Origin of the sequence: Microbacterium sp. LWH7-1.2 (genome assembly GCF_038397755.1) — a bacterium.
Classification (GTDB): domain Bacteria; phylum Actinomycetota; class Actinomycetes; order Actinomycetales; family Microbacteriaceae; genus Microbacterium.
In genome coordinates this window covers 268,558-284,310 of sequence record NZ_CP151637.1, presented here as the reverse complement: position 1 = coordinate 284,310, position 15,753 = coordinate 268,558, and the positions used below count along the sequence as shown (strand labels likewise).

14 protein-coding genes are annotated in these 15,753 nt (G+C 68.7%); 3 read left to right on the top strand and 11 right to left on the bottom strand.

The window, feature by feature from the left end:
* Window positions 1-401: 401 nt before the first annotated feature.
* Window positions 402-1,358, top strand: coding sequence for a 2,3,4,5-tetrahydropyridine-2,6-dicarboxylate N-succinyltransferase (dapD, locus tag MRBLWH7_RS01325; protein WP_341998426.1), 957 nt, complete (start codon window positions 402-404; stop codon window positions 1,356-1,358).
* A 91-nt stretch (window positions 1,359-1,449) separates the two neighbouring features.
* Here dapD and MRBLWH7_RS01320 read toward each other — a convergent pair whose 3' ends face one another.
* Window positions 1,450-2,019: a helix-turn-helix domain-containing protein gene (locus MRBLWH7_RS01320; RefSeq protein ID WP_341998425.1), complete on the bottom strand. Its 570-nt coding sequence runs from the start codon at window positions 2,017-2,019 to the stop codon at window positions 1,450-1,452.
* Window positions 2,020-2,189: 170 nt separating this feature from the next.
* On the opposite strand from MRBLWH7_RS01320, the gene MRBLWH7_RS01315 reads away from it, so the two are divergent.
* Window positions 2,190-3,629 carry an MFS transporter gene (locus MRBLWH7_RS01315; protein ID WP_341998424.1) on the top strand — a complete coding sequence of 480 codons (1,440 nt, stop codon included), beginning with the start codon at window positions 2,190-2,192 and terminating at the stop codon, window positions 3,627-3,629.
* A gap of 81 nt (window positions 3,630-3,710) precedes the next feature.
* On the opposite strand, the gene MRBLWH7_RS01310 is transcribed toward MRBLWH7_RS01315, so the two are convergent.
* The 8 genes from MRBLWH7_RS01310 to MRBLWH7_RS01275 all read right to left on the bottom strand — a co-directional run bounded on the left by MRBLWH7_RS01310 (window position 3,711) and on the right by MRBLWH7_RS01275 (window position 12,258).
* Complete coding sequence (locus MRBLWH7_RS01310; RefSeq protein WP_341998422.1) at window positions 3,711-5,009, bottom strand: citrate synthase; 1,299 nt, start codon at window positions 5,007-5,009, stop codon at window positions 3,711-3,713.
* 187 nt (window positions 5,010-5,196) lie between these two features.
* The gene (gene dapC / locus MRBLWH7_RS01305; protein WP_341998420.1) at window positions 5,197-6,318 is read right to left on the bottom strand and encodes a succinyldiaminopimelate transaminase; all 1,122 of its coding nucleotides are present in this window, start codon (window positions 6,316-6,318) and stop codon (window positions 5,197-5,199) included.
* A gap of 1 nt (window position 6,319) precedes the next feature.
* A complete protein-coding gene (gene fdxA, locus MRBLWH7_RS01300) occupies window positions 6,320-6,640 on the bottom strand; it encodes a ferredoxin (RefSeq protein WP_018170155.1) in 321 nt (106 codons plus the stop codon).
* 51 nt (window positions 6,641-6,691) lie between these two features.
* A complete protein-coding gene (locus MRBLWH7_RS01295) occupies window positions 6,692-7,057 on the bottom strand; it encodes a DUF6113 family protein (protein ID WP_341998416.1) in 366 nt (121 codons plus the stop codon).
* Between the two features lie 57 nt (window positions 7,058-7,114).
* Window positions 7,115-7,429 (bottom strand): AzlD domain-containing protein, encoded by a 315-nt coding sequence (locus tag MRBLWH7_RS01290; RefSeq protein WP_341998414.1) that lies wholly within the window; start codon window positions 7,427-7,429, stop codon window positions 7,115-7,117.
* Window positions 7,426-8,187: an AzlC family ABC transporter permease gene (locus MRBLWH7_RS01285; protein WP_341998412.1), complete on the bottom strand. Its 762-nt coding sequence runs from the start codon at window positions 8,185-8,187 to the stop codon at window positions 7,426-7,428. The genes MRBLWH7_RS01290 and MRBLWH7_RS01285 overlap by 4 nt, the downstream gene beginning before the upstream one ends.
* A 130-nt stretch (window positions 8,188-8,317) precedes the next feature.
* Window positions 8,318-10,231: a translational GTPase TypA gene (gene typA / locus MRBLWH7_RS01280; protein WP_341998410.1), complete on the bottom strand. Its 1,914-nt coding sequence runs from the start codon at window positions 10,229-10,231 to the stop codon at window positions 8,318-8,320.
* Between the two features lie 218 nt (window positions 10,232-10,449).
* Window positions 10,450-12,258, bottom strand: a complete 1,809-nt coding sequence (locus MRBLWH7_RS01275; RefSeq protein ID WP_341998408.1) for an ABC transporter ATP-binding protein — start codon at window positions 12,256-12,258, stop codon at window positions 10,450-10,452.
* A gap of 31 nt (window positions 12,259-12,289) precedes the next feature.
* Between MRBLWH7_RS01275 and MRBLWH7_RS01270 the strand changes: the two genes are divergently transcribed.
* On the top strand, window positions 12,290-12,898 hold the full coding sequence (locus tag MRBLWH7_RS01270; protein ID WP_341998406.1) for a PH domain-containing protein: 609 nt from the start codon (window positions 12,290-12,292) through the stop codon (window positions 12,896-12,898).
* 10 nt (window positions 12,899-12,908) lie between these two features.
* Here MRBLWH7_RS01270 and MRBLWH7_RS01265 read toward each other — a convergent pair whose 3' ends face one another.
* Window positions 12,909-14,096 (bottom strand): ABC transporter permease, encoded by a 1,188-nt coding sequence (locus tag MRBLWH7_RS01265; RefSeq protein WP_342001853.1) that lies wholly within the window; start codon window positions 14,094-14,096, stop codon window positions 12,909-12,911.
* A 1-nt stretch (window position 14,097) separates the two neighbouring features.
* A complete protein-coding gene (locus tag MRBLWH7_RS01260; protein ID WP_341998404.1) occupies window positions 14,098-15,615 on the bottom strand; it encodes an ABC transporter permease in 1,518 nt (505 codons plus the stop codon).
* Between the last annotated feature and the right edge of the window lie 138 nt (window positions 15,616-15,753).

Sequence of the window (15,753 nt, the reverse complement as noted above, 5' to 3'; positions counted from 1 at the left end):
GCTGTTGAGTTCTCAAAGATCGGACGCACCAGCTTTCCGGCTTCTCAGCCATCTCCGCGGGGCAACTTCTCTATCTTACACATTCCGATCCGCTTGTCAAACCGACTCGGCGAGGCGCAAGACCCCGCACAGCCGGAGAGCCAGCAGTCACAGAAGTGGAAGAAGCCCATCCTAAACCGGAACCCGGCCCGCTCGCCAGGAGCAGATCGGATGGGGTGGTTCGCTGCTTGAGGGGAGCCAGGCCTTCCGGCCTTCCGCTCTACCCTTTGGGGCGAACAACCAGAACATTACGCGGATCCCACCTCACCGTCTAATCCACCCCACACCCCGGGCGTGTCGCGGGCCCGGAACCGCGGAAACACGCGGAACTTCCGCAGAGCCCGCGCGCTAGCGTGGAAGGCATGACCGAAGAACGATGGGTGTGGGGCGTCGGCCTCGCCACGACCGCCGAAGACGGGACCGTGCTCGACACGTGGTTCCCCTCCCCCGCTGCCGGACGCATCCCGCTGGGGTACGACCCGCAGATGCCGCCTGACGAGCTCGACCGCCTCGCGGTCGCCGATGCGCGCCGGGCCGTGATGGTCGATGTCGTCGCGATCGAGGCTGACCTCGATGCCGCGCCGTCCTCGACCTCGGACGCCTACCTGCGTCTGCACGCGCTGTCGCATCTGCTCGTGCGCCCCAACGAGGTGAACCTCGACGGGATCTTCGCGCACCTGCCGAACGTCGCCTGGACCAACGCAGGCCCCATCCACCCGGACGCGCTCGCGCGTCTGCGCCCGTTCCTCGCTCGTGAGGGCATCCAGGTGCAGGGTCTCGACAAATTCCCGCGCCTGCTCGACTACGTCACCCCGGCGGGCGTCCGCATCGCCGACGCGTCGCGGGTGCGGCTCGGCGCGTACCTCTCGCCTGGTACCACCGTGATGCACGAGGGCTTCGTGAATTTCAACGCCGGCACTCTGGGCCAGAGCATGGTCGAGGGTCGCATCTCGCAGGGCGTGGTCGTCGGCGACGGCAGCGACATCGGCGGTGGCGCCTCGATCATGGGCACACTCTCCGGCGGCGGCAGCCACAAGGTGTCGGTGGGCGCGCGCACCCTGCTCGGGGCGAACGCGGGCATCGGCATCTCGCTGGGCGACGACTGCATCGTCGAGGCCGGGCTGTACGTCACCGCCGGCACCAAAGTCGTCCTCGCGGACGAGCCTCGTCGCGCCGACGGGACTTTTCCGACCGCCAAGGGCGCGGACCTGTCCGGCAGCGCCGGCCTGCTCTTCCGCCGGAACTCGCTCACCGGTGCGGTCGAAGCCGTACGCCGGGCGGGTGTGGGTGTCACCCTCAACGAGGCGCTTCACGCCTGACCCTGCTCACCGAGACCGCTCCGTCACCCACGCCGGGGCGGTCTCGTCGTTTCACCGGCGCGCTCGAGTCGCGTTCGGCGGCACGCCCGGGTCAGCGGCGGATGGCGTTGATCGCGAGATTGAGCACACGCCGGCGCTGCGCTTCGTCGTCGAACGAGGCCACGGCCGCGACTCCCGACACCAGCTTCACCACGTCGCCGATCGAGATGTCGGGGTCGACGTCGCCTGCGGCCTGCGCCCGCTCGAGCAGCGGCTCTCCCGCGGAGAGCATGATCGTGCGGCATTCCGCCAGCACCGGTGACCTCCGGTTCAGCCCGTCCAGCAGCGCGTGCTTGGTGCCCACGTACGCGACGAACCGGTCGAGCCAGGCGTGCAGCGCCTCCCACGGCTCGAGGTCGGCAACCTCGTCGGCGGCGCGCGCGAGGGCGTCGACCTCCCCCAGATAGAGCGTCTCGATGAGGTCGTCACGCGTCGGGAAGTTGCGGTAGAGCGTCCCGATCCCCACACCCGCGCGGCGGGCGATGTCCTCGAGGGACGCGCTCGATCCCTCCTCGGCGAACGCTGCGCGGCCGGCGGCGACCAGCGCGTCGAAATTCCGCGCGGCATCAGCCCTTTGCGGACGACGCTCCTCCAGTGCGGATACCCGCTCGACGACCGCCATGACCGCCCCTCCCGATGTGACCTGGCCGAGCCCTCCGGCATCGGCGAAACCTGTGGTTGCGAAACGGAGGGGCCCTCCGCTAATCTCAAAGCGGAGGCGTCCTCCGTTCGGAGACCTCCCTCCACTTTATCCCGCATTCACCGGATCCGCACCCATCGGAAGGCCCGTCGATGCCCACCGTCCCCTTCACACCCCGGGCTGCGTTCGCGGCCATCGCGCTCAGCGTCGCCTCGCTCGCACTGCTCCAGAACCTCGTCATACCCGTCATCCCCCTCATCGCCGCGGATTTCGGCGTGACGGCGGACGCAGCATCCTGGACCAACACGTCGTGGCTCATCGCCGCGGCCGTCGCCACTCCCCTCCTCGGCCGCATCGGCGACCTCCGCGGCCGCCGCAACACGTTCCTCGCCGTGCTCGCCGTCGTCGCGATCGGCGACGTGGTCGCATCGTTCGCGCCGAACCTCGAGGTGCTCATCGTCGCCCGCGTGCTCCAGGGCGTCGGCGGTGCGCTCTTCCCGCTGGCCTTCGGCCTGCTGCGAGATGTCATGCCGCGCCACCAGCTCACCGGGGCGATCGGCGCCACGAGCGCCATCATCGGCATCGGCGGCGCCGCGGGCAGCGTACTGGCAGGTCCCCTCGCCGAGCTCCTCGGCTGGCACGGAATCTTCGCCGTCCCGTTCGTTGCCGCCGTCGCGGGCATCGTGCTCACGTTGATGCTCGTGCCGCCGGCCGGCCTCCGCGCCGTCGGCCGCGTGAACGCGCTCTCAGCTGTGCTCCTGTCGGGCTGGCTCATCGCGCTCCTCGTTCCGCTCAGCTCCGGTGCGCGCTGGGGCTGGACCTCTCCGCTCACCCTCGCGCTGTTCGCAGCGGCTGTGGTGCTCATGCTCGGGTGGGTGGTCTCCGAGCTCCGTTCGGCGGAGCCGCTCGTCGACCTCCGCCTGATGGGGTCCCGGGCCATCTGGCCCGTGAATGCCGCCGCGCTCCTCATCGGAGCCGCCGCCTTCGGGTTCTGGGGCTACCTCCCCCAGTTCCTGGAGACTCCGGCGAGTTCCGGCTGGGGCCTCGGGCTCGGCGTGCAGGCCGCCGGGCTGGCGCTGTTCCCCCTCCTCATCGGAATGTCGAGCGTCGGCTTCGCAACCGGCGCCATCGCCCGTGTCATCCCGCTGCGGCTCATGATGGCACTCGGCGCGCTGCTCATGGCGGGCGGCGTCGTGTTCGCCGTCCTCGACCACGAGACGCTCGTCACCCTCGCCATCGCGGGCGGTGTGTTCGGACTCGGCATCGGCCTCGCGTATGCGTCGACGGCAAGCATCATCGTCGAGAGCGTGCCCGCCGACCGCACCGGCATCGCGACCGGCGTCAACGCCAATCTGCGCACGATCGGATCAGCGGTCGGCTCCGCCTTCACGACGGCCGTCGTCTTCGGCGCGGTCGAGCCCGGCGGCGTGCCCGCGCTCGACGGCTACGCCGTCGCCTGGCTGACGCTCGCCGCCGGAGCGGTCGTCGCCGCGATACTGGTGCTCACCGTCCGGCCGCGCGGGCGGACGGATGCTGCGCCCCCGGCCGTTCTCCAGAACGCCGACGAAGCGACGCTGGCAGAGGTCGGCTGACCCCGCGACGGTACGCCCGCTCGACGACGATGCCGCGCTCCCACTCGGGGGCGCGGCATCCGTCATTCCTGCGGGGTCTGGTCAGGACAGACCGGGATAGTTGCGCTCCTCAGCACCGACGTACAGCTGCTGCGGGCGGCCGATCTTGGTCTGGGGGTCGCTCGCTGCCTCACGCCACTGCGCGAGCCAGCCGGGCAGACGCCCGATGGCGAACAGCACGGTGAACATGCGGGTCGGGAAGCCCATCGCCTTGTAGATCACGCCCGTGTAGAAGTCCACGTTGGGGTACAGGCGGCGGTCCTGGAAGTACGCGTCGTTGAGCGCGATCTCTTCGAGCTCCTTGGCCAGGTCGAGCAGCGGATCGCTCACGCCGAGGGCCGACAGCACCTCGTCAGCGGACTCCTTGACCAGCTTCGCACGCGGGTCGTAGTTCTTGTAGACGCGGTGCCCGAAGCCCATGAGCTTCACGCCGTCCTCCTTGTTCTTGACCCGCTCGACGAAGCGCTGCACGCTCTCGCCGGAGTCGCGGATGCGCGCCAGCATGTCGAGCACGGCCTCGTTCGCGCCGCCGTGCAACGGGCCGTAGAGCGCATTGATGCCTGCCGAGATGGACGAGAACTGGTTCGCGCCGGTCGATCCCACGAGGCGGACGGTCGAGGTGGACGCGTTCTGCTCGTGGTCCTCGTGGAGGATGAGCAGGCGCTCGAGCGCACGCGACATGACGGGATCGACCTGGTAGACCTCCGACAGGACGCCGAAGTTGAGCTTCAGGAAGTTGTCGACGAACCCGAGCGAGTTGTCGGGATACAGGAACGCCTGGCCGATGCTCTTCTTGTGGGCGTACGCCGCGATCACCGGGAGCTTCGCGAGCATGCGGATCGTGTTCAGCTCGACGTGCTCGGGGTTGTTGGGGTCGGACTGGTGCTCGTAGTAGGTCGAGAGCGCCGACACGGCCGACGACAGCACCGACATCGGGTGCGCGGTGTGCGGCAGGGCGGAGAAGAAGCGCTTGAGGTCCTCGTGCAGCAGCGTGTGCCGACGGATCTTCTCGTCGAACTCGGCCAGCTGGTCGGCGCTCGGCAGCTCGCCGTAGATGAGCAGCCACGCGACCTCGAGGTACGTGCTGTTCTTCGCGAGCTGCTCGATCGGGTAGCCGCGGTAGCGCAGCACGCCCTGGTCGCCGTCGATGTACGTGATCGCGGACTTGGTCGCCGCGGTGTTCACGAAGCCGTAGTCGAGAGCCGTGTAGCCGGTCTGGCGGGTGAGGGTGGAGAGGTCCACGCTCGGTGTGCCGTCGGTTCCCCGCAGGAGCGGGAACTCGGCGGTGCTGCCACCGATCGTGAGGGTGGCCTTCTCGTTCTGGGTACCCGCGTCGCTCACGGCGCCTCCTCGCGATTTCTGGTCGTACCGGGGGTGTCGTCCAGTCCTGTGCGGCGCCAAGGAGAGGGCTGCAGCAGAACGGAGGGGCGGGACGGGGATGCCGCGTCGCCGCGTTCTTACAGCCTAGTGGGCCGCCGCGCCTACTGCTGACACGGCCAAAGGGTCGCGGCATCCGATAGAGGAATCCTCAGATCGAGATCTCTGATGCCGCGCGCAGGCGTTCGGCCGCTGCCGCGATGCGCTCGTCCGTCGCCGTGAGCGACAGTCGGACGTGCTGCGGGAAGTGCGCGCCGTAGAAGTGGCCGGGGCCGGCGAGGATGCCGAGGTCTGCGAGACGGGCGAGGCTCTCCCATGCGTCCCGCCCCTCGGTCGCCCACAGGTACAGGCCACCCTCGCTGGCGTCGATGCGGAACCCCGCGGCCTCGACGGCGGGACGCAGCACCTCGCGCCGGCGGCGGTAGAGCTCCTTCTGGGCGGCGACGTGCGCGTCGTCCTCGAGTGCTGCGGTCATGGCGGCCTGGACCGGAAGCGGCAGCATGAGTCCGAGGTGCTTCCGCGCGGTCAGCAGGCGCCCGATCACGGCGGGATCTCCGGCCAGGAACGCGGCGCGATACCCGGCCAGATTTGACTGCTTGCTCAGCGAGTAGACCGAGAGGACGCCACGCAGGTCGCCTCCGGTCACGCGAGGGTCGAGCGCCGAGGGCACCGGCTCGGCGTCCCACGGGGCATCCCATCCCAGCTCCGCGTAGCACTCGTCGGACGCCAGCACGGCGCCGAGCTCACGGGCGCGACCCACCGCGGCGCCCAGCGCGCCGACGTCGAGCACTCGTCCGTCGGGGTTGCCCGGGGAGTTCACCCAGATGAGGCGCGTGCCCTCGGGCCATTCCGCGGGGTCGTCGGCGGCCACGGGCGTGGCGCCCACCAGCCGCGCCCCGACCTCGTAGGTGGGGTAGGCGGCACGGGGGTGGACGACGACATCGCCGGGCCCGAGGCCCAGCAGCAGCGGGAGGAGTGCGACGAGCTCCTTCGACCCCACGGTCGGGAGCACGTCGTCGGGGGTCAGCCCGGGAACGCCGCGGCGACGGTCGTACCAGCTCGCGATGGCCGCACGCAGCCTCGGCGTGCCGACGGTCTGGGGGTATGCGTGGGCGTCGGTCGCAGCCGTGAGCGCCTCGGCGACGATGGCGGGCGTGGCGTCCACGGGCGAGCCGATCGACAGGTCCACGAGCCCGTCGGGGTGGGAGCGTGCGCGCGCGGCGTAGGGCGCGACCGCATCCCAGGGGTAGTCGGCGAGGTCGGCGACCCCCACGTCAGTGTTCCTGCGGCGGGAGCGCCTCGATGATCGGGTGGTCCTTGTGGATGACGCCGACCTTGGCGGCACCGCCCGGGGAGCCGATGTCGTCGAAGAACTCGACGTTAGCCTTGTAGTAATCCTGCCACTCGTCGGGCAGGTCGTCTTCGTAGTAGATCGCCTCGACGGGGCAGACCGGCTCGCAGGCGCCGCAGTCGACGCATTCGTCGGGGTGGATGTACAGCGATCGGTCACCCTCGTAGATGCAGTCCACGGGACACTCGTCGATGCAGGCGCGGTCCTTGACGTCCACGCAGGGAAGGGCGATCACGTACGTCACCCGGCCAGTCTAGCCGCGACCTCCGGCAGCCATCCGCCGTGCGACGCGCGGTCACTCCATCCGGGGGATGCGATCCGGCCAGGCCACCGCCAGCGCCACCAGGATCGGCACCGCGATGGTCCACACGACTCCGAGCTCCGACTCGGGCACGACGACCGAGCCGCCGGGGCCGCTGCCCGAGAACACGAGGGTCGACACCATCATTCCGAGACCCGTCGCCAAGGTCGCCCATCGGTCGGAGGTGAGCAGTCGCACGGCGAGGAGGAGCGCCCCGGAGCCGATCACCGCGAGGATCAGGCCCAGCGGGAACCAGCCGAGCGCGTACGCGTGCGCCACCGTACCGGCGACCCCGTAGACCAGTCCCACCAGCAGGGCGATGATCCAGCTGCCGATGCGGGCGGGAACGGAAGGACGCATGCGTCGATGGTACCGAGCCCGTCTGGGGGCCCGCTCGCCGCCGACTTCGCCGGCGGGTTACGCCGCCCAGCCCCACAGCCGCAGCAGCGCTGCCACGAGGGCCGCGGCGATCACCACGACGAGGAACGGCGCGCGCAGCATCAGCAGTCCCGCCGCGACGAGCACCGCGGGAACCCGCGCATCGACCACCACCGCCTGCCCGGCGCCGAGGGTCTGCACGGCGACGAGGGCGGCGAGCAGCGCAACGGTGAGGAGGTCCGCGATGCGCATCGGTGTGGGCGCTTCCACCCACTTCGATGGAATGAGATACCCCACCGTCTTGAGCGCGACGCAGATGATCGAGGCCACGAGGATCGCGGTCCACATCGTCACGGCAGTCCCTCCCGCTCGGCCACGTCGTCGGGTTCGGCGTCCACCCGGTCGTCCTTGCCGAGCCAGTTCGTCCCGCCGACCACGATCGCGACGAGTGCCGCGATGATGACCGGGAGGCCAGGCATGAGGACCGGCGTGAGGACGGTCGCGACGACGGCCGCGGCCACGCCGACCACGATCGGCTGCCGCGCGCGCAGACGCGGCCACAGCAGCGCGAGGAACGCCGCGGCCGCCGCGGCGTCGAGCCCGTACGCGCGGACGTCGCCGAGAACGTCGCCGAGCAGGGCGCCCGCGAGCGTCGACAGGTTCCAGCCGACATAGATCCCGATGCCGGTCACCCAGAACCCCAGCGCCCGCGCGTGCGGTGAGCGCTGGGCGAGCGCCACCGCCGTCGACTCGTCGATCGTGAAGTGCGCCGCAGCCGCGCGGCGCCAGAACCCCGCGCCGACCACCGGAGACATGCGGATGCCGTAGGCCACATTGCGCACTCCGAGCAGCGCCGCCGACGCGATCGCGGCCGGCACCGCAGCCAGTCCCCCGGCGCCCACGATGCCGACGAACGCGAACTGCGACCCACCGGTGAACATCACGAGGCTCAGTACGCACGTCTGCCAGACGTCGAGCCCGGCGGCGACCGCGAGAGCGCCGAACGAGATGCCGTACGCACTGGTCGCCAGCGCGACGCCGAGCCCCTCGCGCGCTGCCCTGCGGCCCTCGCCGGCGCTGTGCGCATCGTCGAAATGCGGGTCGAGGGTCACCTCGTCATGCTATCGACGGGCCCGACATCGAGCGCCGGGCCACGCGCCCCGCAGGAGGTTCTTCGGATACGACGGATGCCGCGACTCTGCGCCTTCGCAGGGCGCGGGGGTCGCGGCATCCGTTCCCGGTTTACGCGTTGGCGTCCTGGCGCTTGAGGCGCGAGGCGGCGCGGCCGCGCTCTGTGGCGTCGAGGATCACCTTGCGGATACGCACCTTCTCGGGCGTCACCTCGACGCATTCGTCGTCGCGGGCGAACTCGAGGCTCTCCTCGAGCGAGAGGAGGCGGGGCGGAGTCATCGACTCGAACGCGTCGGCGGTCGAGGACCGCATGTTCGTGAGCTTCTTCTCCTTGGTGATGTTCACGTCCATGTCGTCGGCGCGCGAGTTCTCGCCGACGACCATGCCCTCGTAGACCTCTTCGGTGGGCTGCACGAAGAAGCTCATGCGCTCCTGCAGCGCGATCATGGCGAACGGGGTGACGACGCCGGCACGGTCGGCCACGATCGAGCCGTTCTGTCGGGCGACGATGTGACCCGCCCAGTCGTCGTAGCCGTGCGAGATCGCGTTGGCGATGCCGGTGCCGCGCGTCATCGAGAGGAACTCGGTGCGGAACCCGATGAGGCCGCGCGACGGCACGATGAACTCCATCCGCACCCAGCCGGTGCCGTGGTTGACCATCGTCTCCATGCGGCCCTTGCGCGAGGCCATCAGCTGGGTGATTGCGCCGAGGTACTCCTCGGGGGCGTCGATCGTGAGGTGCTCGTAGGGCTCCTTGACCTTGCCGTCCTCGCCCTTGCGCGTGACGACCTGGGGCTTGCCCACGGTGAGCTCGAAGCCCTCGCGGCGCATGTTCTCGACGAGGATCGCCAGTGCGAGCTCGCCGCGGCCCTGCACCTCCCACGCGTCGGGGCGTCCGATGTCGACGACCTTGAGCGAGACGTTGCCGATGAGCTCGCGGTCCAGGCGGTCCTTCACCATTCGGGCGGTGACCTTGTGACCCTTGACCTTGCCGACCAGCGGCGAGGTGTTCGTGCCGATCGTCATCGAGATGGCGGGGTCGTCGACCGTGATCGCGGGGAGCGGCCGGACATCCTCGGGGTCGGCGATCGTCTCGCCGATCGTGATCTCCTCGATTCCGGCGATGGCGACGATGTCGCCGGGACCGGCCTCTTCCGCCGGGTAGCGCTCGAGGGCGCGCGTCTTCAGCAGCTCGGTGATTCGGGCGTTCGAGTGCGTCCCGTCGTGACGCACCCAGGCGACCGTCTGGCCCTTCTTCAGCGTGCCGTTGAAGACGCGCAGCAGCGCGAGACGGCCGAGGAACGGGCTCGAGTCGAGGTTCGTGACCCACGCCTGCAGCGGCGCCTCGTCGTCGTACGCCGGGGCGGGCACGTGCTCGAGGATCGCCTCGAAGAGCGGCTCGAGGTCTGCGTTGTCGGGGAGCTCTCCGTTGGCGGGACGAGTACGGGATGCCGCGCCCGCGCGTCCGCTCGCGTACACGACGGGGACGTCCAGCAGGGCGTCGATGTCGAGGTCGGGCACGTCCTCGTGGAGGTCTGACGCGAGGCCGAGCAGCAGGTCGTGCGCCTCCTCCTCGACCTCGGCGATGCGCGCGTCGGGGCGATCGGTCTTGTTGACCAGGAGGATGACGGGGAGCTTCGCCTCCAGCGCCTTGCGGAGGACGAAGCGGGTCTGCGGGAGTGGGCCCTCGCTCGCGTCGACGAGCAGCACGACGCCGTCGACCATCGACAGGCCGCGCTCGACCTCGCCACCGAAGTCGGCGTGGCCGGGGGTGTCGATCACGTTGATCGTGACGGGGACGTCGGTGTGGACGCCGTTGTACGTGATCGCGGTGTTCTTCGCGAGGATCGTGATGCCCTTTTCGCGCTCGAGGTCGTTCGAGTCCATCGCGCGCTCCTCGACGTGAGCGTGCTCGCCGAACGAGCCGGTCTGGCGGAGCATCGCGTCGACGAGGGTGGTCTTGCCGTGGTCGACGTGAGCGACGATAGCCACGTTGCGGAGGTCCGGACGGAGGGCGCGCGCCATGAGGGAATCCTTGAAAGAGAATGGGGATGCCGGAATGCCGGCATCCCCATTCTATTGGGCGCTGCTGTGTATCGCCTTTCGGCGCCGGATCAGCCCTCCAGGCCCGCTTCGAGCAGGGCCGCACGCGCTTCGCGGCGCACGCGCTGCTCCTCGGGGTCGGGCACCGGGATGGCCGCGATGAGGCACGCGAGATGCGGCTCGTCGCCGCTCCTCTCGTGTCAGTCCTCGGTGCCGGTCCGCTTCAGCAAGACAGCGCGGGCCTCGCGGCGCAGCTTCTGCTCTTCGGGGTTCGGAACCGGAACCGCGGCGATGAGACGCTGTGTGTACGCGTCGGTGGCGCCGCGCAGGATCTCGTCGCGCGTCCCCGTCTCCACCAGTTTGCCGTGGTGCATCACCGCGATGCGGTGCGACAGGATGTCGACGACTGCGAGGTCGTGGCTGATGAAGAGGCAAGCGAACTGCAGCTGCTGCTGAAGTTCCTGCAGCAGGTCGAGGAACCGGGCCTGCACAGAGACGTCCAGTGCGGAAGTCGGCTCGTCCGCGACCAACAGCTCGGGAGCGAGCGCCAGAGCGCGCGCGATGCCGACGCGCTGCCGCTGGCCGCCCGAGAGTTCGTGCGGGAAGCGGTTGCGGTACGACTTGGGCAGCTCCACCTGGGCCAGCAAGTCCTCCACGCGCTTGTCGAGCGCCTTGCCCTTGGCCTCCCCGGAGAGCAGGATCGGCTCGCCGATCGACTGGCCGATCGGCATGCGCGGATTCAGCGAGGACGCGGGGTCCTGGAACACGATGCCGGTGCGGCGACGGATCGCGAAGAGGTCCTTCTGCGTCGCCTTCGAGATGTCGGTGCCGACGGCGGTCAGCTTGCCCTCGGCGATCGGGAGGAGACCGATCGCCGCGCGCCCGACAGTGGTCTTGCCCGACCCGGACTCACCCACGAGGCCCACGATCTCACCGGGATAGATGGCGAGGTCGATGTGCTCCGCAGCGCGGAACGCCGGGATGCGCCCACGCTTGGGGTAATCGATCGCGACGTCCTCGAACTGCAGGACGGCCTTGCGGGTCTCGACGGTCTCCTCAGCGGCCTCGGTCGCGCGCTCCCGGATGGAGGAGACGGAGGCCAGCGTCGAGGTCTCGGTCTCGACCTCAGCCGCCGGAGCGACGGTCTCGGCATCCTCCACGACCCCGAGACCGAGGTGCGGAACCGCCGCGAGCAGCTGCTGCGTGTAGGGATGCTCCGGCGCGTGGAAGATCTTGGCCACCGTGCCGGACTCCACCACGACGCCGTTCTTCATCACCATGATGCGGTCGGCCAGGTCAGCCACGACTCCCATGTCGTGCGTGATGAGGATGATCGCCGAATCCAGACGCTTGTGGAGGTTGCGGAGCAGATCGAGGACCTCGGCCTGCACCGTGACGTCGAGCGCTGTGGTCGGCTCGTCGGCGATGAGGAGCAGCGGGTCGCACGAGATGGACTGTGCGATCATGGCGCGCTGGCGCTGGCCGCCCGAGAGCTGGTGCGGGTACTTGTGGAAGGACTGCTCGGGGTTGGGCATCTCGACCATGCGCAGCAGCTCGATCGCCTTATCCTTCGCCTCGCTGGGCGCAAGACCGCGATCATGCGAACGTAGGGACTCCATGATCTGGAAGCCGATCGTGTAGACCGGGTTGAGCGCCGTCATGGGCTCCTGGAAGATCACCGCGATCTCGTTGCCGCGCAGCGAGCGCAGAGTCGCGTCGTCCACCCCGCGCAACTCGCGCCCGAGGAGCTTGATCGAACCGGTGACGCGTGAGTTCTCCGGCAGGAGGCCGAGGAGCGACATCGAGCTCGTGCTCTTCCCAGAGCCGGACTCGCCCACGATCGCCAGGACCTCGCCGCGGCGGACCTGGTAGTTCATGTCGATCGCGGCGGGGTAGAACTCGCCTTCGACCCAGAACTCGACCCCGAGGTTCGAGACCTCGAGGATCGTCTCGGGGAGCGCGCCGCGCGACGCCGCGCTCTCGGCGCCGATGCGCGTCGTGTCAGTCATTCTTGGTGTCCCATCTGCGAAGCTTGAAATCATGTCGTTTCAGGAGGTCCGGTACCGGCCGGTACTCGGCCGTGCCCTCGCTGTCGTGACCATCGTCGTATGTGCACTCGGCGTCGCCGCACTGTTCTGGTCGGACCCCGGTGCCGCACTGGTGTACGCGTGGCCCATCGTCCTCGTCGCCGTGCTGGCTTGGGCGCTGTTTTGGCGTCCGAGCCTCACCGTGGCCGAGCATGGCATCACCGTTCAGAACGTCCTGCGGACCTACTTCGTGCCCTGGCCGTCGATCGTCGCCATCGACACCCGCTACTCGCTCACACTTCACACGGCGGCGGGACGTGTGGCGGTGTGGGCCGCCCCGGCGCCGGGGCGGCACCGCACCCTCGGACTCGCCGCCGGCGACTTCGAGGGGGTCGGGCAGTCGGCGCGCGGCGGAGTGGGCGAGCTGCGCCCGGCTGACGCGATCACGACCCCGAGCGGCAACCTGGCGCAACTGATACGCGGACGCTGGGAAACCCTGCGCGACTCGGATGCCTTCGCGGCCGGTGTCGACCCCGAAGCCTCGACGGTGCAATGGCACTGGGCCACCATCGCGGTGATCACGGCGCTCGCCGTGGCCACCGCGATCGGCCTGCTGGCCTGACGACCTCACGTCACCGCTCCGGGTTGAGCGGCTCTTGGGTCGGGTCTCCGGGCCGCTCCGGGCGCGTGTCGTGATAGTTCACGATGTCTTCACTCGCGTACACGGCCGCCCCGGCGACCGTCACCGACGGGGCATCCGTCGACGGCGTGGTGTCGACCGCGACCGGCACGGGGCCCGAGGCGCGGCCCGCGCGGGCCATGGCGCGCTCGCTCGGCATCTTCTTCTGACGTGGGTCGAACGCGTCGCGCAGTCCGTCGCCGATGAAATTGACGCAGAGAGCGATCACGATGATGAAGATGCCTGGCCACCAGAACAGCCACGGGCGCGTCGAGAACGCCGCCTGGTTGTCGGAGACGATCTTGCCGAGCGACGTGTCGGGCGACTGCACGCCGAAGCCGAGGTAACTCAGCGCCGACTCGAGCAGGATCGCGCCCGCCATGAGCAACGTGGCGTTCACCACGATCACGCCTACCGCATTGGGGAGGATGTGCTTGAAAATGATTCGGCGATCACGAGCACCCGATACGCGCGCAGCGTCGACGAACTCGCGCTCGCGGAGCGTCAGAAACTCACCGCGCACCAAGCGGGCCATAGTCGTCCACGCGAACAGGCCGATCACGACACCCAGCACCGCAGCACCCAGGCTGCCGAAGGCGTTCCCGAGCACCGATCCGATCACGATGAGCGGGATCGTGATGACGATGTCGGTGAACCGCATCAGCACGGAGTCCGTCAACTTGCCGTAGTAGCCGGCAATCGCGCCCATCACGACGCCGATCACCGTGGCAACCACGCCCGCGATGACCATCACCATGAGCGACTGCTGCGCCCCGCGCATCACGACCGCGAAAATGTCGCGACCGACCTCGTCCTGTCCGAACGGGTGCTCGCCGAACTGAAGCGGCCACAGGCTCAGCGTCGGGACGCCGTTGTTGATCTTGGGCGCGATCTGATCCCAGGAGTATGGCCACCAGCCCTGGATGCGCAGGCCCCAGAGGTTCACGCCCACCGAGGTGAAGGCGAGGATCACGATGAGCGTGAGCACGATCATCGCGACAAGCGCGCCGCGGTGCCGGAAGAACCGGCGCCGGACGATCTGGCCCTGGCTGAGGCCCTCCGTCTCTTTCTGCTCGATCGAGATCTCAGCCTTGGCTTCGGCCTCGGTCGACTCCGACGGTGTCACTGTCGTGGTGTTCATCTCAACCCACCTTGATTCTCGGGTCGAGACCCGCATAGACGAGGTCCGCGATGAGGTTGAACAGCACCGCGAGCGTTCCTGTGACGACGAAGAATGCCATCACCGGATTGGGGTCGGAGGCGCTCAGACCGGTCACGAACAGGCGGCCCATTCCGACCCAACCGAAGACCGTCTCGGTCACGACGGCGCCGCCGATGATCGCACCGACGTCAAAAGCGATGATCGTCGTGATCGGTATGAGGGCGTTGCGGAAGGCGTGCCGCACGACGACCGTCCGCTGGGTCAGGCCCTTGGCGCGGGCCGTGCGGATGTAGTCCTGATTCATCACCTCGAGGAGGCTCGCGCGCGAGTAACGGGTGTAGCTCGCGAAGGAGATGAGAATGATCGCGATCGTGGGAAGCAGCAAGTGAGTGAACAGGTCGATCCCCTGCACCCAGAAGTTGCCGCCGAGTCCAGGCGTGGAGGATCCCACCGTCGCGATCGGACGGCCACGCACGCGGCTCGAGTTGGAGTAGGCCTCCCAGTAGGACATGTACTTGTTGAGCGCGATCAGCCCCGCCGTGAAGAACCCGACGATCGCCGTGGTGCGAACGACGGGCCAGCGATCCGGTGAGCCCATGAACCAGCCGATCACGCCGCTCACCACGATCGCGAGAACGGCGAGGATCAGGAAGAGCCCCAGCGTCATGTTGTTGAGGATGTAGTTGGTCATCGGCTGATAGAGAGCGATACCGATCACGGCCACGATGAGCGACGCGTAGAGGGCCTTGCGATGTCGAAGACTCACCGAGACAGCGGTGACCGCGAAGGCGATACCGATCACGAGCGGGATGTAGACGAAGATGCCGATCCCCGGGTCGGCGAACCACTGGGTCAGCGAGAGGTACGTGAGGACGGCTGCAGTCGCCACAGCCGAGACGCCGAACACGATCAGACGCTTCTTCCACCTGCCGCCGAGCAGCGACAGCCAGACGAGCCCGGAGACGATCGACGCCCCGATGATCACCGGTGGGGCGATCACAGGATCACCCAGCCAGTTGTTGAGCTGAATGGCACCGTACTGCTTGAGCAGCACAGCGACCCAGAAGATCGGCAGTGAGAAGAAGAGGAACGCGATCAGGGTCACGCCGTAGTCGAAACCGCTGTACTGACGCAGCGCCGACACGATGCCGACCGTGAGACCCAGCAGGATGGCCACGACTGTGGCGGTGGTGACCAGCGTCAGCGTTGACGTGATCGCGTTCGCCAGCAGCGCGTTGACGGGCTGGTTCTGGATGCTGACTCCGAAGTCACCGCGGAAGAGCGCGCCGAGCCACAGGAAGTAGCGCAGCGGCGGTGCAACGTCGAGGTTGAGGAGCTTGGTGCGGGATTCGATGAGCTCGGCCTTGTTGGGGGCGCTGCTCTGTTTGAGGTCTTCGAGGGGATCACCCGCGAACGAGACCAGGATGTACATCAGGAACGTCGCGGCGAGAAGCACGAAGATCGATGCGATCAATCGCCGGATGATGAATGAAGCCATGGTGTGGCCGCCTGCCTATCGGTGAATCAGCGCGAGCATCGCCGCGGCGGGTGTGCGGCGCAACGATGCTCAGCCACTGAGAGGAGTCTAACGCCGTGGGGTGCAGGTCCCCGAGGGGACCTGCACCCCACGTCGGTC